A 25,147-nucleotide genomic window follows, 5' to 3' on the forward strand; every position below is an offset into this window, starting at 1 on the left:
GCCGGCCGTTGCGTCACCGGGACGCAATCCCGTCGGGCGCCTCGCCGGGCGCCGGGGCGAAGCCGGTGGGACGGGTGGTGAAAGTCCCCCGGCCCTGGGTCCGGCTGCGCAACCGGGTCGCGTAGCCGAACAATTCGGCCAGCGGAACGGTCGCGGTGATCACCGCCGTACCCGCGCGTGCGACCGAACCCGAGACCCGGCCGCGCCGTGCCGCCAGGTCGCCGAGCACCCCTTACCAGGAGGCGGGGGCCGGGCCTCAAGGCAGGTTCAGGTAGGCGAGTCCGGGATGGACCTTCGTGTACCCGTCGACCAGCCGGCGGGCGACCGAGACCGAGTCGACGAGGGGGTGCAGTGCGAAGGCCTGCACGGCGGTCGCGCGTGAGCCGCTCGCGGCCGCGTCCAGAACGGCACGTTCGACGGCCTTGACCGCAGTGACCAGTCCGACGGCGTGGTACGGCAGGGGGTCGACGCTGACGGGACGGGCGCCGTTCGCGTCGACGAGGCACGGCACTTCGATGACGGCATCGGCGTCGAGCACGGAGAGCGTGGTGCGGTTACGGACATTGAGGATGAGCGAGGTCCGTTCGTCACGCGCGACGGCCCGCATGAGTGCGAGGGCCACCTGCTCGTACCCACCGGACTCCAGATCGCTCTCGTCGCGCTCGCCGACCCCGGCAACCTCTCTGTTCTCCGACATATAGGTGGCCTCGCGCTCGGCGCGGGTCCGGTCCCAGGACGGGAAGGCAGGAGCGGCCGGGTCCTTCATCCGGGCGTAGAAGCCCTCCTGCTGATCGCGGAGGAAGGCGCCACGGGTCTGTTCCGCATCCTGGTAGGCGCGGACGGCTTCCCGGTTGAAGTAGTAGTAGTGCAGGTACTCGTTGGGGATCGCACCGAGTGACTGCAGCCAGTCGGTACCGAAGAGCTTTCCCTCCTCGAACGAACCGAGCAGGCGCGGGTCGGCGAGCAGGCGCGGCAGTTCGTCGCGGCCGTCGACGTGCAGCCCGCGGACCCAGCCCAGGTGGTTGAGGCCGGCATAGTCGATCCGGGCCCGCTCGGGGTCGACGCCGAGCGTCCGGGCGATCCGGTGGCCCAGGCCCACCGGGGAGTCGCAGATGCCGATGACCCGGTCGCCGAGGTGGCGGGACATCGCCTCCGTGACCAGACCCGCCGGGTTGGTGAAGTTGATGACCCAGGCGTGCGGGGCGAGCCGGGCGATGCGCCGGGCGAGGTCGACGGCGACGGGGACGGTGCGCAGTCCGTAGGCGATGCCGCCCGCGCCGACCGTCTCCTGCCCGAGCACGCCTTCGTCGAGGGCCACCCTTTCGTCGGCGGCACGTCCGTCGAGACCGCCGACCCGGATGGCGGAGAAGATGAAGTCGGCGCCGCGCAGTGCCTCGTCGAGCTCGGTCGTGGCAAGGACGGCGGGTGCGTCCGGCACCCCTTCGGCCTGATCGGCGAGGACGCGGGCAATAGCAGTGAGCCGGTCGGAGTCCGTGTCGTACAGGGTGACAGCGGTGACACGGCCCTCGGCATGGTCGGCGAGCAGCGCCCCGTACACGAGTGGGACCCGGAATCCGCCGCCGCCCAGAATTGTCAGCTTCACGCTTCCGCATGGTACGGGGGACCTTGTGCCCGCGCCGTACCCGCCACCACGGCGGCATCGCGCAGACCGGTGGCCCGGAGCCAAGGGCCCCGGGCCACCGGACCGTCGTATGTCGTCACGTGGACGGCCCGGTCAGTCGCCGCTCCACCACCGTGTCACCGCACGCCACACCCGTGCCGGTGCGGCCGGCCTGCGCTGCTGCGGGATCCGCCCGGCGGACGCACCACGGGGCGATGTATCGGTCCACTCGCCGCCGGCGTGGCTCTGCCCGGACTGCGCAGCCAGCCCCGCCGGAACGGGCGCGGGCGTCGTGTGCGGGACCGGCGACTGCACCTCCCCGTCGTCACGCGGCGGTCTGCGCCGCCCCGTCGACGGCAGCTCGTCGTCCTCCGGCGAACGCGGCGCGAAGCCGGCCGGCAACTCCAGCAGATGCCGGGACATGATGTTCCCGATCCAATTCAACTCGCTTTCCTCGACGGCAAGTTCGAGGTCGGGTAGCCGCATCAGCAGGGCGTCGACGCCGGCATCCGCGATCGCCCGTCCGATGTCCTGCCCGGGGCACTCGTGCGGTCCGCTACTGAACGCCAGGTGCGCGCGGTTGCCTTCCATGTCGGCGGCCAGATCGGGCCGAACCACCGGGTCCGTATTGGCGGGTGCGATGCCGACGATCAGCGCGTCGCCCGCCTTGATCCGCTGCCCGCCCAACTCCGTGTCGCCGACCGCCCAGCGACCGAAGACCGCGGTGAACGGCGGCTCGTCCCACAGCGTCTGTTCGACCGCCTCCGGCACCGTCATGTGGCCGCCGCTGAGCCTGGCCCGGAACCGCGGGTCGGTGAGGACCATCCTCAGCACATTGGCGATGAGGTTGGCGGTCGCCTCGTACGCGGCGATGAGGATCAGTCGCAGATGCTCGGTGACCTCGGTGTCGGTCATGCCCGCGGGATGCTCGACGAGCCAGGTGGCGAAGTCGTCGGCGGGTGCGGTCCGACGACGCCGGACGAGCCGGTTCAGTGCGGCGACCACATACGTGTTGCTCGCGACGGCGGTCGCCGTGCCCCGGGTCATGTCACGGGCGGCCTGCACCATCCGGTCGTTGCACTCCTCGGGCATGCCGAGAATCTCGCACATCACCATCATCGGCAGCCACTCGGCGAACTGACCGACCAGGTCGACACGCCCGTCCTGGCAGAACTCGTTGACGAGCCGGTTGCTGTAGCGGTTGATCTGTCGGCGGACGCCGCGGTGGTCGATGCGCGCCATGCTGTCGGTGACCGCGCCGCGCTGGCGCTCGTGGGTGGCGCCGTCGGCGAAGACACAGACCGGCTGCCAGGTGAAGATCGGGGCCAGCGGGTGGTCGGGGGCGACGCTGCCGTCCTGCAGGGCCCGCCAGCGCCGGGAGTCGCGGGAGAACTGCGAGGGAGTGCGGGTCATGTGCAGGTTCTCGCTGTGCCCGAGCACCAGCCAGGCGGGGACATCTCCGTGCAGCAGGATCGGCGCCACCGTGCCGTGTTCGGCGCGCAGCTTGTCGTACAGCCCTGCCGGGTCCCGCTCGGCCTCGGGGCCGTAGAACCGGCGCAGCCCGCCGGGTCCGACGCCGAGTCCATGCGCCGGGCATTCGGGGGGCGGAATCGGCCCCGCGGCCGCTCCGGGCTCGTGGTGGAAAGGGGTTGTCACGATCGCTCCAGGGATCAGGCTTCCAAGGATCAGTGCGAATGATCAGACGGCGTTCGAGCGGGGGTGGTCAGGCAAGTGGGACGGCCAGGCTGTGCAGATAGCGCATCAGGGTCATCAGCACGTCGCGGCTGGAGCCGCGCAGTCTGACGTCGCAGTCGATCATCGGCACCTCGTCCGGCAGGTCCAGTGCGCTGCGCAACGCCTCGACGGGGTGCTTCGGGGCGTCCGGGAAGGTGTTGATGGCGACGACGAACGGCACGCCGCGTTCTTCCAGGCGTCCGATCACGTCGAAGCTGACCTCGAGACGCCGGGTGTCGATGAGGACGACGGCGCCGAGAGCGCCCTCGAAGAGACCGTTCCACAAAAACCAGAAGCGCTCCTGTCCCGGGGTGCCGAAGAGGTAGAGGATCAGTTCCTCGCTGATGCTGATCCGGCCGAAGTCCATGGCGACCGTGGTGGCGGTCTTGCTCTCCACTCCGACGTTGTCGTCCACGCCGACCCCGGCCTGGGTCATGGTCTCTTCGGTGGTGAGGGGCCGGATCTCGCTGACGGAACCGACCATGGTCGTCTTGCCGACCCCGAACCCGCCGACGATGACCACCTTCACGGCGGCCGTGGCCGTGGTCGGAAGGATGTCCTCGGCCCTGGGGCCGGTGATCGTGTCAGAGTTTCTGAAGTCCATGCATCACCGCTTCGAGAAGGGACCTGTCCGGGAGAGTGGCGCGGACGATGGGCGCGCGCGATTCGATCAGTTCGCCCGCGAGAAGTTCGGTGAGGAGCGAGGTCACCACGCTGAACGGCAGGCTGAGGTAGGCCGAGATCTCGGCGACGGATAACGGCGCCTGGCAGAGCCACAGGATCACGGCCTGCTCGGGCTGGACCGTCGGCGTCGGCTGCTCCTTCGCAACGACCATCGTGACCAGGTCGAGCGCCGCCCGCTCGCCACCGTCGGGATCGCCGGTGATGACGTACAGCCGCTCCGGGTCGCTCAGCACCGGATCGGTCTCCCGGCGTGCTCGTCGGAGAGAACTCATCCGGCCTGCCCGTCATGGCGCGGCGGGCTCGTGAGATGCGCACCGATCCGGGCGACCATGTCGCGCATCCGTGCTCCGACGAGTCCCGCGTCCACCGTCTCTCCGGCGAGGACGGCGAGATACGCACCGGTCCCCGCAGCCATCAAGTAGAAGAATCCGCCGGTGACTTCGATGACAACGAGCCGCATCAGGCCGTCGCTGTAAGGGATTTCGGAGGCGACTGCGGCCGCCAGGCTCTGCAGTCCGGCGCAGGCGGCCGCCAGGCGGTCGGCGACATCGGGGTCACCACCGTGCTGGGCGATGCGCAGACCGTCCGCGGAGAGCACGACGATCTGATGGATGTCCGGAACGTCGTCGGCCAGTTCCTTGAGCATCCAGTCCATATTCCCCCGCTGCTGGATCACTTCAGGTCTCCCTTGTCCCACGCGTCATCGGTGTCTTCGCCGGTCTTCGGTTCCTGCGGCACGCCGTTGACGGCGTTGGTGAAGGCCTCGAGCCAGAGCCCGGGGGGCTGCTCCCTGCCGCTGCCGCTCCCGTTGGGGTGAAGGTTGCGCTGTCCCGAGGGCGGGGCGGCGGGATGCACGGGGAGATTGTGCGAGCCCAGCGGCGCGCGGCCGCGGCTGCGACGCTGCGGGAGTCCTCCCGCAGTCCACTCCGTCACCACGGGGGCGTCGTCGCCCATGGCCGACGACGCGGCCACCGGCCGGGAGTCGGAGGCGACCGGTCCGGTGGCCGGGCGGGATTCCACCGCGAGAGGCTTGCGGCGTTTGCTGCGCGGTGGGACGACATGTTTCATGCCCGCCAGGTCGATGTCGCTGGTGGGCCTCGACGTGGCGCCGATGCCGTGGGCGATACCCGGGGCGGGACCGGTGGTGATCATGGCACGGGGCACGACGAGTACGGCGCGGACGCCGCCGTACGCGGACTGTCGCAGCGAGACCTGAAGGTCGTACATCCGGGAGAGCCTGCCGACGACGGCCATGCCGAGCCGGGGGGACTCGCCGAGGTCGTTCATGTTGGACCCGGCCTGGGCCCGGGCGAGCATGTTCTCGGCCCGCGCACGGGCCTCCTCGCTGAGACTGACGCCGCCGTCCTCGATCTCGATCGCGATGCCGGTCTGAACCTCGACCGCGGTGACGTGCACACGGGTCTGCGGCGGCGAGTAGCGGGTGGCGTTGTCGAGGAGTTCTGCGCAGGCGTGGATGAGCGGTTCGACGGCGGTGCCGACGATGGCGACCTTGGCAATCGAGTGCAGGTCGACGCGCGGATATTCGAGGATCCGGGACATGGCACCGCGCAACACGCTGAACAGCGGCACGGGCTTGGGCCATTGACGGCTGGGGCGGGCGCCCCCGAGTACCGCGATGGAGTCGGCGAGCCGGCCGATCAGCGCGGTGCCGTGGTCGATGCGGAGCAAGTCGTCGAAGACATCGGGGTTGCGCCCGTGGTGCTCCTCCATCTCCCGAAGCTCGCTGGCCTGCCGGTGGACGATCGCCTGGACGCGCCGGGCGACGTTGACGAAGGCGCGCTGCGCGGAGTCCCGCATCGCCTCTTCGTTGTCGATGATGTTCAGCACCGTGCGGACGAGGGCGCGTTGGGCGTCGGGAAGGTCGCGGTAGACCTCATCGGCGTCGACGACGTCGCGCAGCACCTCGTCGGGCGAGTTGCCCACGCGGAGCCGGTGGATCGCGGCCGGGAGGAGCTCCTTGTTGATCCGGACGGTCTCTTCGTCATGGGTGGCGAGGCGGCGCTCCAGGACGGCGAGGCGCTGCTCGTACTCCGCGCGCTGCCTGCGCATCGCGCGGGCGCGGCGGGCCAGCGCGACGGCGAACGAGGCGATCACGACGGTGGCGACCGCACCGCACCCGACGACTGGCATCCGGGCGGCCCCGGAGACCAGCGCCGCGGCTGCGGCGGTCGCGCCGGCCGCCAGAAGCACGGGGAGCAACGCGGCTCGGGCAAGGGGGATTTCTCGGTGGATCGGGGGTGATTCAACACGAGCCATCTAAGACCTCTGGCGGTTGATTCGGGATGCATACGCATATGCAGGGCACGACGGAACAAGCGCTCGAATTCATATCAACTCGACTTCACTGCGCGTGAGCTTAGTCAGATCGAAACAGCGCTTCGACACATTCACCCAACCCTCAGCGCGAGCGTTCCCGCGGTAATACACTCACGAGTTTTCGCACGCACCGCCTCCGGCCGTGCGCAAGGAGTGACGATTACCCGAGTTCAGCAGGTCGCTCTCCGCAGACCCGCCCCCGGAGGCCGCCGCCTGCACCCGAAGGATGCTGGACTTCACGCCGATGGGACACCGCGGTTCCCCTCAGGACATCGCGTACCGCGTGCTCCAGTGCCGTGACCGGCAATGTTTGCAACGGGGCAAAGCTTGCCGGGAGGGGCGCCAGCTCGCCTCCGAAGAGGCCCGCTCCGTGACCGTCACCGAACTCGTCGTGGACGGCGGCCATACGGCGGTCCGAGCCGTCACCCCCCGGTCATGTCTTCGGGCGCCCACCACAGGACGTACCGCTACGTCCTGATCGTTCTGACGACGCCGGCGGTGAACGAGTTCGCGCCGGCCCGCCGTGGTGGTGTGCGCTGATCCCGGCCGTGCACCCGCGGGTGCCGGCGGCCCGAGCAGGCCGTCTGACGGTCGTCGTCCACCCGCGCGGAGCGGGGTCCGGTGCGTGGTTCAGCGCCGGGCCCCGCCGAGGCGTCCCTCCAGCTGGACCAGCAACTCGCTGAGCTGGGAGCTGAGTTCGCCACGGGTCCGTTCGTCGAGACCGGACAGTACGGTGCGTTCGTACGCCAGTTGCCGCGGCAGCAGCTGGTCGACCAGGGCGCGCCCCTCGTCGGTGAGACGGACGTGCGCGACGCGGCGGTCCCGGGCGTCGCTGCGGCGGTCGACCAGGCCGCGCTCCTGGAGGCCCCGGAGGCGTTTGGTGACGGCGGCGCCGGAGGAGAACGTCTCCCTGGCCAGTTCACCGGGGGTGAGTTCACGGTTGGTACGGCGCACCGCGCCGAGCAGGTCGAACTCGGCGCGGCTCAGTCCGGCGGAGCGCAGCGGGGCGTCCTCCGCCTGCTGGAGCAGGGCGGCGCAGCGGTTGATGCGCCCGATGAGTTCCATCGGTCCGGTGTCCAGCTCCGGGTTGACGGCCTGCCACTGCCGTACCACCGAGGCGACGATGTCGTCGGTCACACCGCTCCGTTCTCCTGGGCGGGGACGATCAGCCCCTGCCGTGTTGCTGTCGCCGCGAGCGTACGGTGTCCGGCCTGCTCCGCCGCGAGCACCCGCTCCTCGGGCAGGGCGCGCTGCCACCATTCGCCCGCCGCGGTGTCGCCCGCCTCGCGCAGCTCGACGAGCGATCCCGTCAGCGCGCGACGCGCGGCGTCGAGTGCGGCGGGTGCGGGTGCCGGGGCGGCCAGGGTCCGTGCGGCATGGGCGCGGGCCCGGTCGGTGGCGGCAAGAGCCTGTTCCAGGCGCCCGGCGGCCCGGCGATTGGTGACGGCCATGGCGGCGAGCAGTCCGACGGCGGCGCCGATGACGGTGTCCAGGACCCGGTCGCCGATGAGTTCACCGGCCGGATGGGTGCCGCCGAACTCGATGACGAGGAGGGCCAGCGGGGTCACGGCGATGGAGCCGAGCCAGTAGTTGCGGGTGATCAGTGCCTCGGCGGCGAAGTTGAAGAAGAGGCAGCAGCCGATGAGCGCCAGCGGCCCCGTCCGGGTGACGGGGAGGACGGCGGCGAAGACGAGCACGCCGAGGAGGTTGCCGAGGGTGCGCTGCAGGGCTCGGTTCCAGGAGAGCGTGACGTTGGCCTGGTAGATGGAGGCCGCGGTGACGATCGCCCAGTACGGGCGGCCCACGCCGAGAGCCATGGAGACGTATCCGGCGAGGGCACAGCCGACGAGGGTACGGGCGGCGATGGGCAGCAGCGGGGAGCCGGGGGCGAGCGCGCGCAGCAGTGTCCGGCGGGCGTCGCGGCGGCTGCCGGTCCCCCGGGCGGCGCGTTCGGCGTCGATCCCGAAGAGCTCCTCAGCGGTGCCGGGGGCGGGCGGCGGGGTGGGGACGGGTCCGCGGGCCCGGGTCTGCTCCGCCCAGGCACGCAGTCGGTCGGGGTCGGCGGTGCGGGACCCGAGAGCAGCTTCGGCGAGGGCGGCTTCGGCGTGCACGAGGAGCCGTTCCAGCGCCCGGCGTACGGGGGTGGGGCGCCCGGCAGCGAGCAGCGTCTGCCAGCCGGCGTGCACGGCGGCGGCCGCGGCGTGCCGGGTGCGGTGTCCCGGGTCGGTGGCGTACGCGGCGGCGGCGTTCAGCGCGCGGGCCGTGGCGCGGCGCTCCGGGCCCTCCCGGCGGACCAGGGCGGGACTGACGGTGACCAGCCAGGCGACCGCGCCCGCCGCCACGGTGAGCGCGAGGTGCCCGGGCACCTGGCCGAGCTGCTGCGGGGCGAAGAGGGCGGCCGAGGTGACGAACGTGAAGATCACGTGCCCGGGAGGCCCGATGCGGGTGGCGTCGCAGAGCGCCTTCTGCCCGGCCGCGAGGAGCGCGCCGACGGCGATCAGTACGGTCGTCGAGTCGGTGAGCGAGGCCGTGACCAGCGAGATCGCAAGGCCGACGAGCATGCCGAGGACGACTCCGGCGACGGCACGGGCGCGGCGGGCGTACGGGAGGCTGTGGCCGTACATCGCACAGAGCGAACCGGCCATCGCGTACATGACGAGGTCGAGCCGATCGAAGGCGAAGAGCACCAGGTCCGGCACGGCGGAGGCGACCACCACGCTCAGCGCGGGCTTGAACCACATGTCCGAAGGGCGGGCCAGGCGCAGGGCGGGGGCCAGCGGGAGTCTACGGACGGAGGGCTGCCGGGTTCGCATGGTCATACCACTCACCCAAACACCTTAGCAGGTATTACACCCGTAAAACACTTCTCCCGGATCACGGGTCCGGCGCCCGGATGGCCCTCTTTCGCGGCCGGTCGTAGGTTGCGAGGAGACTCCCGCACGCACACGCGCATCCCCGGAAGAGAAACAGAGGGAACGGAATGAAGCTCTCCGAACCGGTGCCCGGCGGTCCCTGCTGGATCGAGCTGAGCACCTCGGACGTCCCGGCGGCCACATCGTTCTACGCGGCGCTCTTCGGCTGGCGGTCCGAGACCGATCCGCGCGAGGAGGCCGGCGGCTACACGATGGCGCACCTCGGAGCTGCGCGCGTCGCCGCCCTCAGCCCGGTGTACCAGCCGGGCCGGCCACCCGCCTGGACGGTTTCGTTCGCCACCGAGGACGTGGACGCCACGGTGGAGAAGGTGACCTCGGCGGGCGGCTCACTGCTGGTCGGCCCGATGGACGTCTTCGACCAGGGGAGATTCGCGGTCGCCGCGGACCCGTCCGGCGCGGTGTTCTCGCTGTGGCAGGGGCGCGCCTTCGCGGGCGCCGAGCTGCTGAACGCTCCGGGCTCGCTCGGCTGGGTCGAACTCGTCACCCGCGAGGCCGATCCCGCACTCGCCTTCTACCCGGCGGTCTTCGGCTGGACAGTCACCGCGTCGAAGACCTACCCCCAGTGGGGTGTCGACGGCGCCGACTTCGGCGGTCTGCTGGCGAGCGACGACACGCTCCCGCCCGAGGCGCCGCCGAACTGGCTGCCCTATTTCGCGGTGGCGGACGTCGACGCGACCGCGGCCACCGCGCAGGGGGCGGGCGGTGAACTCATGATGCCGCCGACCACCCTCCCGGGCGGCCGGCAGATCGCGGTGGTCCGCGACCCGCAGGGAGCCGTGTTCGGGATCCACCAGGCAGGCGACGAGGGCTAACGGCCCTCCCCCGCGACAGGGAGTGGATCGGCGAGCGGCGTCATGCGGCTTCGATGGCAAGGCGGAGGACGGAGCTGACGCGGAGCGTCGCTGACCGACGACAACACCGAAGGAGCCCCTCCCTGTCGAGCGAAGGCGAGAGCTCGGGAGAGCAGTCGCAGGGCGTCGGGAGCCCACTCCCCGTCGCGGGGGAGGCCGTAAGGGCTGCCCCCGGGTATGCCGGGGACGTCAGAGGCCGGACGTTCCGGCACCGAGGGGCTCCTCAGGATTACGGAGCCCCTCGGCCGCGTCCGAGACCCGGCGCAGCAGATCGAAGAAGACAGTCTGCTCCTCGGCCGAGAGCGGACCGAGGAAGACCTGGTTCATCCTGGCCGCCCGCAGGGAGATCCTGTGATGGGTGCGCACCCCGTCCTCGGTGAGCTGCAGCAGGGAGCGACGGCCGTCCTGCGGGTCGCGCACCTTGTCCAGCAGCCCGCGTCGCGAGAGCCTGCCGATGACCTCGGCGATGGTGGAGCGGTCGAGTCCGACCCGCTCCCCCACCGTGCGCTGATCGAGGCCGGGCTCGGCGATCAGGGCATTGAGCACGGCGAACTGCGGAGAGGTCGTCTCTTCCGAGACCATCGTGTTCCACAGCAGGTAGTGCGCCTGCTGGAGGCGGCGGGCCAGATGCCCGGGGTGCCTGCTCAAGTCGACCGCGGACACGGACATCGCCCTCCCTGCTTCGTCCCTCAACAGGAATTCAGTGTACTGAGGGTCTTGACCCTGTTACCCCAGCATGGATAGCTTCTGGCGCGTCAACAATACTCAGTGCACTGAGCAATAGGTTCGAGGAGAGAGTGATGAGCCGGCCCTCACCGAGCTGCACCCGGTGCCACAACGCAGCAGGTGCGCGCGCCACCGGCTGGGAGCCGCGCACCGCCGACACGATCGACTCCACCGCGCCACCCGCGCCCCGGGGGCTCACCGCGCTGTTCGCCCTCGAAGCCGCGTGACCTGGGCATCCGGCGCGCCTCGTTCCCCTCGGAATCCACCCGTCTCCGGAGCCGCGACATGCCAAATCCTGACATGACCACCTATCCCCTGCCCGATGGGCTGAGTCAGCGGGACATCGACGCCGAGGTCGCCAAGGTCAACTCCGGCGCGCCCGCCGGTGCGCACCATCCGCCGCGCGACTACCCTCCGTACCGCAGCAGCCACTATCGCCACCCCCACCGGTCCCTCATCCCGCTGGCCGATCCCGAGGCCGTCGAGCTGTCCGGACCCGCTTTCGGCGTCACGGACGTCACCGCGCTCGACAGCGATCTGACCCGGCAGCACCGGGGCGAGCCGCTCGGTGAACGCATCACCGTCTCCGGCCGGATCCTGGACCGGGAGGGCCGCCCGGTCCGCGGACAGCTGGTCGAGGTGTGGCAGGCCAACGCCTCGGGGCGGTACGCGCACCAGCTCGACCAGCACCCGGCGCCCCTGGACCCCAACTTCACCGGGTTCGGCCGCTGTCTGACCGCCGACGACGGCGGCTACAGCTTCACCACCGTCAAGCCCGGCGCCTACCCGTGGCGCAACCACGACAACGCCTGGCGTCCCGCGCACATCCACTTCTCGCTCTTCGGGACGGCGTTCACCCAGCGCCTGGTCACCCAGATGTACTTCCCGGGCGACCCGATCTTCCCGTACGACCCGATTCTCCAGTCCGTCACCGACCCGGCCGCCCGGGAGCGGCTCGTCGCGACGTACGACCACGACCGTTCGGTCGCCGAGTGGTCGCTCGGTTTCCGCTGGGACATCGTTCTCGACGGGCCGTCCGCCACCTGGATCGAGGAAGGCCACCACTGATGACCCACGCCCCGACCCCGTCCCAGACCGTCGGCCCGTTCTACGGGTACGCGCTGCCGTTCGCCGGTGGCGGCGACATCGCCCCGCTCGGCCATCCGGACACGATCACCGTGCACGGACTGGTGCTCGACGGCAACGGTGACCCCGTCCCCGACGCGCTGATCGAGATCTGGCAGCCTGCCCCCGACGGCTCGCGCACCGGCCGCCCCGGCTCGCTGCGGCACGACCCGGTCACCGGCAGGGTCATCGGCCGCGACGGCGTCGGATTCACCGGCTTCGGCCGCGTCCCGACCGACGCCGACGGCCAGTGGGCGGTACGGACCCTGCCACCGGGCGGTGTCCCGTATCTCTCGGTCGCCGTCTTCGCCCGCGGGCTGCTCCACCACCTGTACACCCGGATCTACCTGCGGGCCGCGGACGGCGCCGTACCGGCCGGTGATCCGCTGCTGGAGTCGCTGGACGCGGAACGCCGGGCCACACTGATCGCGACGCCCACGGACCGGCACACCCACCGGTTCGACATCCGCCTGCAGGGCGTCGGCGAAACGGTCTTCCTGGAGTTCACGTGACGTACGAGAGCGATGCCGGCCTGCTCGCCCCCGGGCGGGCCGGCGCCCCCGCCGAGTCCAGCACCGGCGACCGCGCCGTCCTGCAGGCGATGCTCGACGCCGAGGCGGCGCTGACCCGCGCCCAGTCCGCATGCGGGCTCGCCCCGGCGGAGGCCGGGCAGGCGGTGACGCAGGCGGCGGACGCCGACCGCTTCGACGTACGGGACCTGGCGCTCCGGGCGCGCTCCGGCGGCAACCCCGTCATCCCCCTGGTCGCCGACCTCACAGCAGCGGTGCCCGAGGAGGTGCGGCCGTATGTGCACCGGGGTGCGACCAGCCAGGACATCCTGGACACTGCGGCGATGCTCGTCGCCTCACGCACCCTGGCCGGGGTGCTCGACGATCTGGTGCGGGCGGCGGACGAGCTGGCGCGGCACGCCGCCGCGCACCGCGACACACCGATGGCGGGCCGTACGCTCACGCAGCACGCCGTGCCGACCACATTCGGGCTCAAGGCCGCCGGGTGGCGTGCGCTGATCCTCGACGCGCGGGACCGGCTGGCCTCCGTACGGGATTCCCTCCCCGCCCAACTCGGAGGTGCGGCGGGAACCCTGGCCGCCTTCTCCGCCTTCTCCTTCGAGGAGAAGAGCGCGGACGGACTCGCCCTCGTCGCCGCGTACGCACGCGAACTCGGCTTGGCGGAACCGGTGTTGCCCTGGCACACCCTGCGCACCCCGGTCGCCGATCTCGCCGGGGCGCTCGCCTTCACCGCGGGCGCGCTCGGCAAGACAGCGGCCGATGTGCTCACGCTGTCCCGTACCGAGATCGGCGAGGTCGAGGAGGGTCAGGTCGGCGGTTCGTCCGCCATGCCGCACAAGGCGAATCCCGTGCGCGCCACACTGATCGCGGCCGCCGCCCGCCGGGCGCCCGGCCTGGCGGCCACGCTGTACAGCTCGCTGACCGCCGAGGACGAGCGGCCCGCCGGGGCGTGGCACGCCGAGTGGGAGCCGCTGCGCGATCTTCTGCGGCTCGTCGGCGGCGCCGCGCGGGACGGCGCCGAACTCGCGGCGGGGCTGCGGATCGTCCCGTACGCCATGCTGGAGAATCTCCACCTCACCGACGGTCTGATCGTCTCGGAGCGGCTGGCCGCCGCCTTCGCCGAACGCATCGGCCGGGCCCGTGCCAAGGACGTCCTGGCGGGCGCGGCGGACCGGGCCCGGTCCGAGACGACCGACCTCTCCGATGTGCTCTTCGACGTCCTGGACGAGGAGCCGGAGCTCGCCGGTCTCGATCTGGCCGAACTGACCGACCCCGCCCGGTACACCGGATCCGCGGGCCCCCTCACCGACCGTGCACTGAACCGCCGATGACTTTCCCGCCCGACCGCCTGCTGCACACCGTACGGAGGGCCCGGCCGCCGCTCCCCCGCTGCTGCTCCCCCGCCGCGCGGTAACGCTTCCTTCCGAACCGGAGCCGGCACCGAACCGCGCCTGACGGGCCGTCATCGGTGGCATCACCGACCCGCCCGACCTGACCGCCGTGGAACCGCTGCTGCTCACCCGCGACTGTGCGACATCCAGTGAGTTCTCCTGAGCCCTGTTGGAACGCCGCCCCCGTGCCCGGGGGCTTTTCTCTCTGGTCAAGTGCGGCGGCTGACGAGCGGGACGGCTTGAGTGGCGAGATGGACGATGTGGGGCGGTACGGGGACGTGCTCCGAAAGCGCCGGGTCCGGTTCCGGTTCGCCCCATTCCGTACGCATGGGAAGAACGCCCGCCCATAGGCCCAGTTCGGCGTCGGGTCCGTCGCCGTCGTCCGGCGGGCCGGTGCGCACCTTGACGGAGGCCTCGTCGAGAGGGAGTGCCAGCAGTGCGGTCGCCGCGAGTTCCTTGCGGTTGGGGAGGCGTGCGTAGCCCCACTGGCCCGCGGCGACGTGCTCGGTGAGGCAGCGCAAGCCGTAGAGCTTTTCCTCGGGGTCGGTCACGGCTCGCGGTATGCCGTAGATCATCGCGCTGCGGTAGTTGACCCCGTGCTCGAACACCGAGCGCGCCAGGACGAGGCCGTCGACGTGCGTGACGGTCAGGCACACCGACGCGTTCGGCGCGGCGAGCAGGCTCCGGCTTGCCACCGAGCCATGAAAATAGACCGTGCTCCCATCCGCTCCGTAGACGGTCGGGACCACCATCGGGGCGCCGTCGACGACCACGCCGAGATGGCACAGGAACCCCGTGTCCAGGATGGCGTCGAGATCCGCCCGGCTCCGGCTGCCCTGCTCCCGCAGGCGTCGATGGCGGGTGCGCTCCGTGACGGGCAGGAGGGTGCCTCGTGTCTCCTCAGTCATGTTGGCAGACGCTATCGATGTTGGCGATTTCAAGCCACTGATCTGACGATATTCGTTGGCAGTGACGCGTTTCACAACGGATACTGTTGCCTGGGTTGAGGCCTGGCGTCGAACCCCTGGCCGCGGCCAGGGGTTGAGGAACACGCGAAGCCTTCGCGCGGGCCCGTACTCCTGTTCGCAGGACGCCACCGGCTGCTCGCTGTTCACTGGGCCGAGCGGGCAGGGCTCATCTTCCGCACCCGACACACGACCAACCGGAATCAAGGTCGGCCAGTACGAGTACGGCGTGCTGCAGCCACTCCTCCCCGACCAACTCGACCGGTCCCGCGCAGGGCCGACCCAGGAGTTGACCGCGAACCCGCGGGCCTATCCCCCAGAATCGGAGCAATACCCCCTCGGGTTGTGCTGCGGGACCTGCCGCGCGGGTCGTAGGTCGCAACGGTGTATTCGGTGGCCAGGTCGTCGGCAATGCCGCCGAAGGAGGCCGCGCCGCCCGTCCCACCGGGGATCAGCAGTAGAGAGGCGTCCGGGCAGCATGTGGGGCTGCGTCAGGTACGGCCTCCCACCACCCTCCCACCGGGACATCGACGCGGGGCAGCACCGTCCGACGGCATGCGTACACGCCTGCGCCCCCGTACGCGAACGTACGGGGGCGCAGGCTGCCGCGTACGGCAGGGTCCCGTCAGCCGAGGCCGCGGTCGTCCTGCTTCAAGGCCGTGTCCACGGTCAGGGCCGTCGCCAGGACGAGGCTGAGCAGCGGTTCGGGCAGCTGGTAATGGATCTGCAGCACGTAGTTGTCCGCCGTCGTGAACATCGTCTTCGCGAGGCCTTCCCAGGTCTTGGTGATCCGGGCGATCTCGGCGTCGTTGTGGTCGACGATCGCGAAGTTCCAGGCGCGCCAGTTCTCCGCCTTGATGGCACCGACCCGCTGACCGTCCACCATGATGGCGAAGTTGATCTTGCCCATGACGTTCCGCTGCACGATCTCGCCGACCGGCTGCCCGTCCGGGCGCTGCACGATGACCCGGGACTTGAGGAGCTTCGCCGGCCGGGTCAGCAGCAGCTGCGGCTGCCCGTACGCGTCACGGATCTCCAGCTTGTGGGTCAGAAACTGGTCGACGCTGGAGGCGAACCGCAGCACCTTGCGCAGCACGCTCTGGCCGACCTCGGTGACCGAGCCGATCGTATTGCCCTGCTGATCGAAGACGCGGTACTCGTTCGTGAGCTCGATCAGCTTGGCCTTCTGGTTCACGACCAGGACCTGCTGATTGAACAGCGTGGCGCCGCCGGGAGCCGCACCCTGCTGCTGCGGGACGGCCTGCTGATGCTGGGGGGCCGCCTGCTGGTGGGGCACCTGGACCTGGACGGGAGCCTGTGCGGGCGCCTGGGGCTGAGCGGGAGCCTGGGGCTGCTGTCCGCCGACCGGGTTCGTGTGCTCGGTCCACCGGGAACCGTCCCAGTAGCGCAGCAATTGGGGCGCGCCGTGCGGATCCGGATACCAGCCCGCAGATACGTTCGAATGCGTTGTCACCGGGGCACACTATCCCGGCGATCCGACGGAGCACGCCCCACCCGTCACGTAAGTAGCACCCCTACACTTGTTGAAACTTCACACACCGACTAGGGTGCCGGGGATGACCAGACTCAGCGAACGGACCGGCCCACGACGGGACGGCGCCCGCGCGTCGGCCGTTCTCGGCTGGCTGCTCATCCTGCTGACCATGGTCTCGTGCTGTTCGCTCGCCGAGACGGGCGCGGCCGCACACCACGCCACGGCCCGAACCGCGACCGCGACGCCGGCCCTGACTCCGGCCCCGGCCTCTGCTGCGCGGATCGTCGTGGCCGTCGCTCCGGATGACCGGGGCGTCAGCAGTTCCTGCCACGGCGTCTCGGAGCACGCGACACCCGTCGTGCTGCCCGCCCAGGCCGCACCTGTCGCGCTCCCTGGCTCGGCGGTCACCGCTCCGGTCGGCCGGCTCGCCGGCGCCGCCGGTATCCGCGGCCCCTCGAACGACGCCGTGGGCGCCGTCGACCATCTCCGCCTTCAGGTTCAACGCATCTAGAAGCAGGGCTCGTTCTCCCGCCCTGCCCTCTTTCCGTACATCGTGTTGAACCCGAGGACTCTCCATGGCTTCCGCCAAGAAGCAGAACACACCTGCCGCCGCGCGCCGCGCCAAGCTCGAGGAGGCCCGCCGCAAGGAGCGGGGCCGCGAGCGCAGGAACCGCATCATCACCATTTCCGCCTCCGTCGCCGTCGTCGCCGCACTCGTCGCGGGCGGCGGCTATCTGATGTCCGCAGCCGACAAGCAGGACCGGGCCGAGGAGAAGGCCAAGTCCTCACCCCTCCAGGGCGAGCGGAGCTGGGACAAGCTCACCCGGGACCATGTCGAGAAGCGGGTCGACTACCCGATGGACCCGCCGGTCGGCGGCGACCACAACCCCGTCTGGATGAACTGCGACGCCGACGTCTACACCGAAGCGATCCCGAACGAGAACGCCGTCCACTCACTGGAGCACGGCGCGGTCTGGGTCACGTACAACGACAAGGCGCAGCCTGCCGACATCAAGAAGCTCGCGGACCGCGTCGCCAAGACGCCGTACTCGCTCATGAGCCCTGTGAAGGACCAGGACGCCCCGCTGATCCTCAGCGCCTGGGGCAGACAGGTCACGGTGAAGAGCGCGACCGACGCACGCGTGGCGCAGTTCTTCACCAAGTACGTCCAGGGTCCGCAGACACCGGAGCCGGGCGCCGCCTGTACCGGCGGGATCGCCAAGTGACGTCCTCGGTCCGTGCGCCGCGGCCGATGGTGCTGGCGGGTGCTGCGGTGCTGCTGCTGGCCCTCGGGCTGGTGGCACTCATGCTCGTACGGCCGTCCTCGTCGCCCCTCCCGCAGGGAGCGGCCCGGTCGGCCGCGCCCGCGGAGACGTCGGCCGATGTGGGGTTCGCACGTGACATGTCGATCCACCATCAGCAGGCGGTCGAGATGTCGTTCATCGTCCGGGACCGAACATCCGACGAGGACGTGCGGCGGCTCGCGTACGACATCATCAACACGCAGGACAATCAGCGCGGCGTGATGCTCGGCTGGCTGGAGATGTGGGGCCGTGACAAGAGCTCCGGCCGCCCGCCGATGGAGTGGATGGGCCACACCGTCGCCCCCAGGGGCGACGGTTCGCTGATGCCGGGCATGGCGACCGACACCGAGCTGAACGCACTGCGGGCGGCGAAGGGCAAGGACGCCGAGGTGCGGTTCCTCCGGCTGATGACCGTGCACCACCGGGCCGGTGCGGAGATGGCGCGGGCGGCGGCCGACGCGGCGGGCACGGACGAGATCAGGAATCTGGCGACGGGCATGGTCCTGGGACAGCAGTCGGAGATCAGGCTGATGGCCGACATGCTGAGGGGGCGCGGCGCCACGACATGAGCCGGCGGGCCGGGGGGGTGGTGGTCGCGTATCTGCGTACGTGGCCACCACCCCCCGGTTGATACGGTCGGGCGGACGACGACCGGCTGGGGACGCGCCGGGGCGACGTTTCCGTCTGCGGGGCTGACGTCGAGCGTGAATGCGTCGCTGCGGCGAACGGCACGTCGGCGACCACACCCGGTCACCACGGGGTCGCGGCCCGCACCTCGAACACGGCGGGTTCCGCCGCATGCTGCGAGGGGAGCCGGTGCCCGCTCCGGACCGTACTGACGTGCGCAATCGCATAGGCTCAGCAGCGACATGAAGAGCAACCTCACGACGCTGGGGCCCAAGGCCGACAAGGACACCGTGCGACGGAGCAACCTCAGCCTGGTGTTGCGGGCCGTCCGCGACGAGGGCGAGCGCGAGGCGACCAGGGCCGGGGTGGCCGCACGCGTGGGGCTGACCCGTGCCGCCGTGTCCTCGCTGGTCGAGCAACTGCTCGACAGCGGGTTCCTCGCCGAGTCCGGCAAGACGTTCAGCGGGCAGGCCGGGCGTCCCGGCACCGCTCTCAAGGTGGCGCGCACCGGCCCCGCCGGGCTCGGCGTCGAGGTCAACATCGACTACGTGTCGGTCTGTGTCGTGGACCTGGCGGGCACCGGCCGGGTCCGGCTGACGGAACACCTCGACAACCGGGGCGCTCCGCCCGCCGAGGTGCTGGCACGGGCGGCCCGGATCGCGGCCCGCACCCTGGATTCGGCGGCCGAACAGGAGCTGTTCCCGGTCGGGGTGGCCCTGGCGCTGCCCGGACTGGTGTCCGGCGGCAGGGTGCGCCAGGCGCCCAACCTGGGCTGGAATCAGGTCCCGGCGGAGGAACTCTTCGCCGCGTCACTCGCCTCGCTGCGCCCCAACCAACCGGAACTGCCGGCGAGTTCGGAGAACGAGGCCAATCTGGCGGCGCTGGCCGAGCTCTGGTTCGGCGGGCTCGACGAAATCCGCAGCTTTCTGTATCTGACGGGCGAGATCGGTGTCGGTGGCGCCCTGGTCATCGACGGTGAACTGCTGCGCGGTGCGCACGGGTTCGCCGGTGAGATCGGGCATGTGGTGGTGGACGCGGAGGGGCCGGAGTGCCGGTGCGGTTCGCGCGGCTGTCTGGAGCAGTACGCGGGACAGGCGGCGCTGCTGCGGTCGGCCGGGATCGAGGAGACCGGCAGCGGCAACGGGGTGGCCGAGCTGGAGCGGCGCGCCCGGTCCGGGGACGGGCGGGCCGTGGCAGCCGTGGTGGAGGCGGGCCGGATGCTGGGGCGGGTGCTGTCCGGGGCGGTGAATCTGCTCGACCCGGACGCGGTGGTGCTCGGCGGGATATACCGGGGCCTGATGCCGTGGCTGTCGCCGCCCGTCGACGAGGAACTGGCGGGCCGGGTGGTGTCCGGGCTGTGGTCCCCGCGCGGCGGCCGGCTGCGCGCCTCGTCGGTCGCGGGCGACGCGGCACGGGGTGCGGCGGCGCTGGTGATGCAGGACGTACTGACCGACCCGGTGGCGTACGCGGCGCGGGTGGCGGGCTGAAACCGGAGCCGGGCCACACCCGCCTGACACAGGTACGACCCGGACTCCAACGCGGGGGCGGACCTGCCGGACACCGGTACGGCCCCGGCAGCATCCGCCCGTGCTGTCAGCGGACCCCGAGCAGGTGGTCCATCGCCAGCTGGTCCAGCACCTCGAACGCCATGCCGCGCTCGGCCGCCGCGTTCACGTCGAAGTCCTCGAACGCCGAGCGGTCGGCCAGCAGCTCCGCCACGCCGTCCTCGGCCGTCGGCCGGGCCAGCTCGTCGAGCCGGGACGCGCGGAGTGCCTCCTGGACCGCCGGGTCGGCACGGAAGGCGGCGGCGCGCTCCTTGAGGATGAGGTAGTTGCGCATGCAGCCCGCAGCCGACGCCCAGACACCGTCGTAGTCCTCGGTCCGCGGCGGCTTGAAGTCGAAGTGGCGCGGGCCCTGGTAACCGGCGGTCTCCAGCAGGTCGACGAGCCAGAACGCCTGGCGCAGGTCACCGGCGCCGAAGCGCAGGTCCTGGTCGTACTTGATGCCGGACTGGCCGTTGAGGTCGATGTGGAAGAGCTTGCCCGCCCAGATGGCCTGCGCGATGCCGTGCGGGAAGTTCAGCCCGGCCATCTGCTCGTGGCCGGTCTCCGGGTTGACGCCGACGAGTTCCGGGCGCTCCAGGCGCTCGATGAAGGCGAGGGCGTGGCCGATGGTCGGCAGCAGGATGTCGCCGCGCGGCTCGTTCGGCTTGGGCTCGATGGCGAACTTCAGGTCGTAACCCTGCTCGACGACGTAGTCACCGAGCAGGTCGAAGGCCTCCTTCATCCGGTCGAGAGCGACCCGGATGTCCTTCGCTCCGCCCGACTCGGCGCCTTCGCGGCCGCCCCACGCCACATAGGTGGTGGCGCCCAGCTCGACGGCGAGGTCGATGTTGCGGAGGGTCTTGCGCAGCGCGTACCGGCGTACGTCCCGGTCGTTGGCGGTGAACGCCCCGTCCTTGAAGACGGGGTGGGTGAAGAGGTTCGTCGTCGCCATGGGCACGACGAGCCCGGCCGCGTCCAGCGTCTGCCGGAACCGCTTCACGATGCTCTCGCGCTCGGTGTCCGACGAGCCGAACGGGATCAGGTCGTCGTCGTGGAAGGTCACCCCGTACGCCCCCAGCTCGGCGAGGCGCTGCACGGTCTCGACGGGGTCGATCGCCGCGCGGGTCGCGTCGCCGAACGGGTCGCGCCCCTGCCAGCCCACGGTCCACAGGCCGAAGGTGAACTTGTCCCCCGGGGTGGGCTTGAAGCGTTCCGTCATGGTCCGACCACCTTCGATGCCGTCGGGTCCACAGCCGAGGGAGGCCGCCGAACCCCTATTTGTTCAGTGTCATGACTAATCATGCACGGCGCCCGACGGTGACGTAAACCCCCCACCACGGGGCATCAAGGGTGACCCCTGTTCCGGGCCGACCCGATCGCGTAATTTGTTTTCCGTACGATCAAATGAATCGGGCCGGCCCTCCCGCCCACCGTGGCCCCCGCACCGCGAGAATGAGGTATCCCCATGCCGCCGCGTACCGTCGTCATCGGTGTGGACAGTTCCACCCAGTCCACCAAGGCGGCCTTCGTCGACGCCGCCACCGGTCAGCTGCTCGCCGTCGGACGCGCCCCGCATGTCGTCACGGGCGAGGCGGGGGCCCGAGAGACCGACCCCCAGGTGTGGTGGCAGGCGCTGCGCACCGCCGTCGCCGCCGGCCTGAAGGAGTCCGGCGTGCCCGCCGCGGCCGTCACCGGCATCGCGGTCGCCGGCCAGCAGCACGGCCTGGTCGCCCTCGACCGTACGGGCCGCCCGCTGCGCCCGGCCCTGCTGTGGAACGACACCCGCTCCGCCCCGCAGGCCGCTGCCCTCACCGCCGCACTGGGCGGTGCGGACGCCTGGACCGCCCGCACCGGATCGGTTCCGGTGGCTGCGATGACCGCGTCGAAGTGGCAGTGGCTGCGTGAGAACGAACCGGAGACCGCCGCCGCGACCGCCGCGATCCGCCTCCCCCACGACTTCCTCACCGAACGGCTGACGGGTGCGGCCGTCACCGACCCCGGCGACGCGTCGGGCACCTGCTGGTACTCCACCGCCACCGGCGCGTACGACCCCGAGCTGCTCGAACTGCTCGGCCTGGATGCCGCGTTGCTGCCCGAGGTGGCCGAGACTGGTGCGTCCCGCGCCGGTTCGCTGACCGTCGAGGCGGCGCGGGCGCTCGGCCTGCCGGCCGGGATCTCCGTGGCGGCGGGCACGGGCGACAACATGAGTGCCGCCGTCGGCCTCGGTCTCGGCGGTGCCGGACTGCTGGACCACCCCGTTCTCAGCCTCGGCACCTCGGGTACGGTCTTCGCCGCCTCCCGAACCCGGCCCGCATCGGCGGCGCTGTCCGGTTTCGCCGCGGCCGACGGTACGTACCTCCCGCTGGCCTGCACGCTCAACTGCACCCTCGCCGTGGACAAGGTCGCCGCCCTGCTCGGCCTGGACCGCAACGACGCGACGCCCGGCGGCGAGGCGGTACTCCTCCCCTATCTCGACGGCGAGCGGACCCCCGACCTGCCCACCGCCTCCGGCCTGCTCACCGGACTCCGGCACGACACCACCCCGCAGCAACTGCTCGGCGCCGCCTACGAAGGCGCGGCCGTCACCGTGCTGCGCGCCCTGAACCAGCTGCTGCGGGCCTGCGGGCTCGACCCGGCCGACCCCGAGGTCGCCGCCCGCCCGCTGCGCCTGATCGGCGGCGGCGCGCAGGGGCGCACCTGGGTGGAGACGGTACGACGGCTGTCGGGGCGGCCCGTGATCGTGCCCGGCAGCGGCGAACTGGTGGCCCTGGGAGCGGCCGCGCTCGCCGCGGCGGCGGCCTGCGGGGAGGACCCCGTCACGATCGCCACCGGCTGGAATACCGCCGGGGAATCCGAGGCGGACACCGAACTACCGCCCATGGAACGGGACATGAACACCTGGAACCAGGTCAACTCGGTGCTGGAGCGGGCCGCCGGACCTCTGCTCGGCGGGGACCGGTAGCCACCCCGCCGCCACATCCCGCAACGACCGCTGACTGACTGTCACTCACCCCCCGCAGGGCCGGGACAGCAGCATCCCGGCAGCCCCGGACCGGTTTGGGGGTGGCATGTGATCTTCACTAGTATCCGGCGATGATCATAAGCAAAAGGCTGACGGTCGGGGTGGGCATCCTGCTCGCCACCCTGACCGCCGGGCTCGGCACGGCCCTCCCCGCCGCCGCCGATGAACCCCCCACCAAAGCCTCCCCCAAGGTCGAGCTGGTGCTCGACGTCAGCGGTTCCATGCGGACCCGTGACATCGACGGCCAGTCCCGGATGGCCGCGGCGAAGCAGGCGTTCAACGAGGTCCTGGACGCGGTGCCGGAGCAGGTGCAGCTCGGCATCCGAACCCTCGGTGCCAACTACCCGGGCGACGACCGGAAGGTCGGTTGCAAGGACACCAAGCAGCTCTACCCGGTCGGTCCGCTCGACCGGGTGGAGGCAAAGACGGCGGTCGCGACGCTGGCCCCCACCGGCTGGACCCCGATCGGGCCCGCCCTGCTGGGCGCCGCCGACGATCTCGAAGGCGGCGACTCCACCCGCCGGATCGTGCTGATCAGCGACGGCGAGGACACCTGTGGCCCGCTCGACCCGTGCGAGGTCGCGCGCGACATCGCTGCCCGCGGCATCCACCTCGTCATCGACACGCTGGGCCTGGTGCCGAACACCAAGATCCGCGAGCAGCTGACCTGCATCGCCGAGGCGACCGGCGGCACCTACACCGCCGTTCAGCACACCGATGAACTCTCCGGCCGCGTCAAGCAGCTGGTGGACCGGGCGGCCGAGCCCGTCGTCACCCCCGTGGCCACCGAAGGCGCGGACAGCTGCTCCGCCGCGCCCCAGCTCAAGGCGGGTCTCTACACCGACCGCGAGAAGTTCGGCGAGCACCGCTGGTACCGGGTGGATGTACTGCCCGGCCAGGAGCTGCGCGCCTCGGTGAGCGTGTCCGCGGACCGCGCCGTCAACGACGACTACGGCGTGCTGCTGCGCGCGGTGACCGTGCACGGCCGCGAGATCGTCAGGGGTTCGGAGTCCGGCACCGGTCGCACCGATGCGATCTCGTCCGGGCTGCGCTACCCCAAGCCCGAGCAGGACGGCACGGACAACGGGGACGAGCCGGTCGCGGAGACCGTCTGCCTGCAGCTCAGCAACTCCTTCTCGGCCCCGGCATCGGTGAAGACCTCACCGGGTATGCCGGTCGAGCTGACCGTCGACGTGGTGGACGCGCCGGACGACGCGGCCGATGCCGCCGCGTTCGGTCTCGGCCGCGGCTGGTGGCTCCTGGGTGTACTCGTCCTGACCGGACTGATCGCGGGTCTGCTCTTCGGCTGGATCTCGCGCTGGCGCATCGCCGTATGGAGGACCAACTGATGGTGCGTACACGACGAGTACTCGCGGGTGCCCTGCTGGCGGGGATGGCCCTGTTGACGTCGGCGGGGTCGGCCGCGGCCGACGACCCGTCGGCGAGCCCGAGCCCGAGCGCCTCCGACGGCGGTACGGGACCCACCGAGGCGGGCACCACCTTCCGTACCGCGACGGCGATCCAGCAGAACCAGCGCGCCACCGCCGGGGCGTCCACGGGTGACTACCTGTACTGGGTGTTCCCGGCCGACGCGGGCCAGCGCGCCACCATCAAGGCGACGGTCACCCTGCCCGAGAGCGCCACCCGGCACGGCGTGTCGACCTGGCAGGTCGATGTGTACGACGGGCTGCGGCGCCGGCAGGCCTGCATGTACGGACACCAGACCAGGAAGGCGGCCGCCGACGCGTCGACCGTCGAACTCTCCTGCGTCCTGCGGACCGTTCGCGCCTGGTCCGAGCCGTGGGCGAACGACCCGCTGCCGGGCAGCTACTACGTGCGCCTGACGGTCGTCGACCTCCCGTCGGCCGACCTCGGACAGCCGGTGCAGACCGCCGTCGAGGTGACGGCGGCCGACCAGGGCGGCGCCCATGACGTCGACGGCACGCTGAGCGAGCCCCTGGTGCCCGGCGCGTCCTCGGCGCAGCAGACGGCGGACGGCACCTCGTCCGACAGCGGCTCCACGACCCGGGTCTCGCTCGGCAGCGAGCCGGACGACGGCTGGGCCTCCGGCTGGTGGACGGACCGCTGGATCTGGACCGTCGGCGGCGGCATACTCGGCGCACTCGCAGCCATGTTCGGCTACTCCCTCACCCGCGGCAACGGCCGCCCGTCCCGGGTCCCGCCGGGCGTCTGACCCGCCCGGCCCCGAACCGGCCCTCATGCGCGGCGCCCCGGCCCCCCCCCCCAGGGGGGGGCGC

The 25,147-nt window shown here is 71.3% G+C and carries 24 protein-coding genes and 2 pseudogenes; 12 read left to right on the forward strand and 14 right to left on the reverse strand.

Going from position 1 to position 25,147, the window contains the following annotated elements:
* Window positions 1–13: 13 nt before the first annotated feature.
* The 9 genes and pseudogenes from fusA to AB0915_RS29055 all read right to left on the reverse strand — a co-directional run.
* A pseudogene (gene fusA / locus AB0915_RS29015) lies at window positions 14–232 on the reverse strand (elongation factor G); the annotation flags it as partial.
* A gap of 24 nt (window positions 233–256) precedes the next feature.
* Complete coding sequence (locus tag AB0915_RS29020) at window positions 257–1,603, reverse strand: 6-phospho-beta-glucosidase (RefSeq protein ID WP_366693891.1); 1,347 nt, start codon at window positions 1,601–1,603, stop codon at window positions 257–259.
* Between the two features lie 132 nt (window positions 1,604–1,735).
* Complete coding sequence (locus AB0915_RS29025; protein ID WP_366693892.1) at window positions 1,736–3,277, reverse strand: cytochrome P450; 1,542 nt, start codon at window positions 3,275–3,277, stop codon at window positions 1,736–1,738.
* 67 nt (window positions 3,278–3,344) lie between these two features.
* Window positions 3,345–3,959 carry an ATP/GTP-binding protein gene (locus tag AB0915_RS29030; protein WP_366693893.1) on the reverse strand — a complete coding sequence of 205 codons (615 nt, stop codon included), beginning with the start codon at window positions 3,957–3,959 and terminating at the stop codon, window positions 3,345–3,347.
* On the reverse strand, window positions 3,940–4,311 hold the full coding sequence (locus AB0915_RS29035) for a DUF742 domain-containing protein (RefSeq protein ID WP_366693894.1): 372 nt from the start codon (window positions 4,309–4,311) through the stop codon (window positions 3,940–3,942). The genes AB0915_RS29030 and AB0915_RS29035 overlap by 20 nt, the downstream gene beginning before the upstream one ends.
* Window positions 4,308–4,715 (reverse strand): roadblock/LC7 domain-containing protein, encoded by a 408-nt coding sequence (locus AB0915_RS29040; RefSeq protein WP_366693895.1) that lies wholly within the window; start codon window positions 4,713–4,715, stop codon window positions 4,308–4,310. The genes AB0915_RS29035 and AB0915_RS29040 overlap by 4 nt, the downstream gene beginning before the upstream one ends.
* Window positions 4,712–6,316, reverse strand: a complete 1,605-nt coding sequence (locus tag AB0915_RS29045) for an ATP-binding protein (protein ID WP_366693896.1) — start codon at window positions 6,314–6,316, stop codon at window positions 4,712–4,714. The genes AB0915_RS29040 and AB0915_RS29045 overlap by 4 nt, the downstream gene beginning before the upstream one ends.
* A 690-nt stretch (window positions 6,317–7,006) precedes the next feature.
* Window positions 7,007–7,513 (reverse strand): MarR family transcriptional regulator, encoded by a 507-nt coding sequence (locus AB0915_RS29050; RefSeq protein WP_366693897.1) that lies wholly within the window; start codon window positions 7,511–7,513, stop codon window positions 7,007–7,009.
* A complete protein-coding gene (locus tag AB0915_RS29055; RefSeq protein WP_366693913.1) occupies window positions 7,510–9,189 on the reverse strand; it encodes an FUSC family protein in 1,680 nt (559 codons plus the stop codon). The genes AB0915_RS29050 and AB0915_RS29055 overlap by 4 nt, the downstream gene beginning before the upstream one ends.
* A 167-nt stretch (window positions 9,190–9,356) precedes the next feature.
* On the opposite strand from AB0915_RS29055, the gene AB0915_RS29060 reads away from it, so the two are divergent.
* The gene (locus AB0915_RS29060) at window positions 9,357–10,121 is read left to right on the forward strand and encodes a VOC family protein (protein ID WP_366693898.1); all 765 of its coding nucleotides are present in this window, start codon (window positions 9,357–9,359) and stop codon (window positions 10,119–10,121) included.
* Between the two features lie 228 nt (window positions 10,122–10,349).
* On the opposite strand, the gene AB0915_RS29065 is transcribed toward AB0915_RS29060, so the two are convergent.
* Window positions 10,350–10,823, reverse strand: coding sequence for a MarR family transcriptional regulator (locus tag AB0915_RS29065; RefSeq protein ID WP_366693914.1), 474 nt, complete (start codon window positions 10,821–10,823; stop codon window positions 10,350–10,352).
* A 137-nt stretch (window positions 10,824–10,960) separates the two neighbouring features.
* On the opposite strand from AB0915_RS29065, the gene AB0915_RS29070 reads away from it, so the two are divergent.
* The 4 genes from AB0915_RS29070 (at window position 10,961) to pcaB (ending at window position 13,872) form a co-directional block, all read left to right on the forward strand.
* Window positions 10,961–11,113, forward strand: coding sequence for a hypothetical protein (locus AB0915_RS29070; RefSeq protein ID WP_366693899.1), 153 nt, complete (start codon window positions 10,961–10,963; stop codon window positions 11,111–11,113).
* Between the two features lie 73 nt (window positions 11,114–11,186).
* Entirely contained in the window at window positions 11,187–11,954 is a 768-nt protein-coding gene (pcaH, locus tag AB0915_RS29075; RefSeq protein ID WP_366693900.1) for a protocatechuate 3,4-dioxygenase subunit beta, read from the forward strand.
* Window positions 11,954–12,523, forward strand: a complete 570-nt coding sequence (pcaG, locus tag AB0915_RS29080) for a protocatechuate 3,4-dioxygenase subunit alpha (RefSeq protein WP_366693901.1) — start codon at window positions 11,954–11,956, stop codon at window positions 12,521–12,523. Before pcaH ends, pcaG begins: the two co-directional genes overlap by 1 nt.
* Window positions 12,520–13,872 (forward strand): 3-carboxy-cis,cis-muconate cycloisomerase, encoded by a 1,353-nt coding sequence (gene pcaB / locus AB0915_RS29085; protein WP_366693902.1) that lies wholly within the window; start codon window positions 12,520–12,522, stop codon window positions 13,870–13,872. Before pcaG ends, pcaB begins: the two co-directional genes overlap by 4 nt.
* A 269-nt stretch (window positions 13,873–14,141) precedes the next feature.
* Here pcaB and AB0915_RS29090 read toward each other — a convergent pair whose 3' ends face one another.
* From AB0915_RS29090 to AB0915_RS29100, 3 genes and pseudogenes are all read right to left on the reverse strand, one after another.
* Window positions 14,142–14,840: a pyridoxamine 5'-phosphate oxidase family protein gene (locus AB0915_RS29090; RefSeq protein ID WP_366693903.1), complete on the reverse strand. Its 699-nt coding sequence runs from the start codon at window positions 14,838–14,840 to the stop codon at window positions 14,142–14,144.
* A gap of 401 nt (window positions 14,841–15,241) precedes the next feature.
* Window positions 15,242–15,358 (reverse strand): annotated as a pseudogene (locus AB0915_RS29095) (alpha/beta hydrolase); the annotation flags it as partial.
* 164 nt (window positions 15,359–15,522) lie between these two features.
* Window positions 15,523–16,371 (reverse strand): phospholipid scramblase-related protein, encoded by an 849-nt coding sequence (locus tag AB0915_RS29100; protein ID WP_366693904.1) that lies wholly within the window; start codon window positions 16,369–16,371, stop codon window positions 15,523–15,525.
* Window positions 16,372–16,474: 103 nt separating this feature from the next.
* Here AB0915_RS29100 and AB0915_RS29105 point away from each other — a divergent pair, with 103 nt between their 5' ends.
* From AB0915_RS29105 to AB0915_RS29120, 4 genes are all read left to right on the forward strand, one after another.
* Entirely contained in the window at window positions 16,475–16,903 is a 429-nt protein-coding gene (locus tag AB0915_RS29105) for a hypothetical protein (RefSeq protein ID WP_366693905.1), read from the forward strand.
* 64 nt (window positions 16,904–16,967) lie between these two features.
* A complete protein-coding gene (locus AB0915_RS29110; RefSeq protein WP_366693906.1) occupies window positions 16,968–17,618 on the forward strand; it encodes a DUF3105 domain-containing protein in 651 nt (216 codons plus the stop codon).
* Window positions 17,615–18,265 carry a DUF305 domain-containing protein gene (locus AB0915_RS29115; RefSeq protein WP_366693907.1) on the forward strand — a complete coding sequence of 217 codons (651 nt, stop codon included), beginning with the start codon at window positions 17,615–17,617 and terminating at the stop codon, window positions 18,263–18,265. Before AB0915_RS29110 ends, AB0915_RS29115 begins: the two co-directional genes overlap by 4 nt.
* Before the next feature lie 300 nt (window positions 18,266–18,565).
* A complete protein-coding gene (locus tag AB0915_RS29120) occupies window positions 18,566–19,810 on the forward strand; it encodes an ROK family protein (protein ID WP_366693908.1) in 1,245 nt (414 codons plus the stop codon).
* A 106-nt stretch (window positions 19,811–19,916) separates the two neighbouring features.
* On the opposite strand, the gene xylA is transcribed toward AB0915_RS29120, so the two are convergent.
* On the reverse strand, window positions 19,917–21,086 hold the full coding sequence (gene xylA / locus AB0915_RS29125) for a xylose isomerase (RefSeq protein WP_366693909.1): 1,170 nt from the start codon (window positions 21,084–21,086) through the stop codon (window positions 19,917–19,919).
* A gap of 246 nt (window positions 21,087–21,332) precedes the next feature.
* On the opposite strand from xylA, the gene xylB reads away from it, so the two are divergent.
* The 3 genes from xylB to AB0915_RS29140 all read left to right on the forward strand — a co-directional run bounded on the left by xylB (window position 21,333) and on the right by AB0915_RS29140 (window position 25,083).
* Window positions 21,333–22,829, forward strand: a complete 1,497-nt coding sequence (gene xylB / locus AB0915_RS29130; protein WP_366693910.1) for a xylulokinase — start codon at window positions 21,333–21,335, stop codon at window positions 22,827–22,829.
* 131 nt (window positions 22,830–22,960) lie between these two features.
* Window positions 22,961–24,238, forward strand: a complete 1,278-nt coding sequence (locus AB0915_RS29135) for a VWA domain-containing protein (RefSeq protein ID WP_366693911.1) — start codon at window positions 22,961–22,963, stop codon at window positions 24,236–24,238.
* Window positions 24,238–25,083 carry a hypothetical protein gene (locus AB0915_RS29140; RefSeq protein WP_366693912.1) on the forward strand — a complete coding sequence of 282 codons (846 nt, stop codon included), beginning with the start codon at window positions 24,238–24,240 and terminating at the stop codon, window positions 25,081–25,083. Before AB0915_RS29135 ends, AB0915_RS29140 begins: the two co-directional genes overlap by 1 nt.
* The last annotated feature ends 64 nt before the right edge of the window (window positions 25,084–25,147 follow it).

It is taken from the genome of Streptomyces sp. NPDC048411 (assembly GCF_040704695.1).
GTDB lineage: Bacteria > Actinomycetota > Actinomycetes > Streptomycetales > Streptomycetaceae > Streptomyces.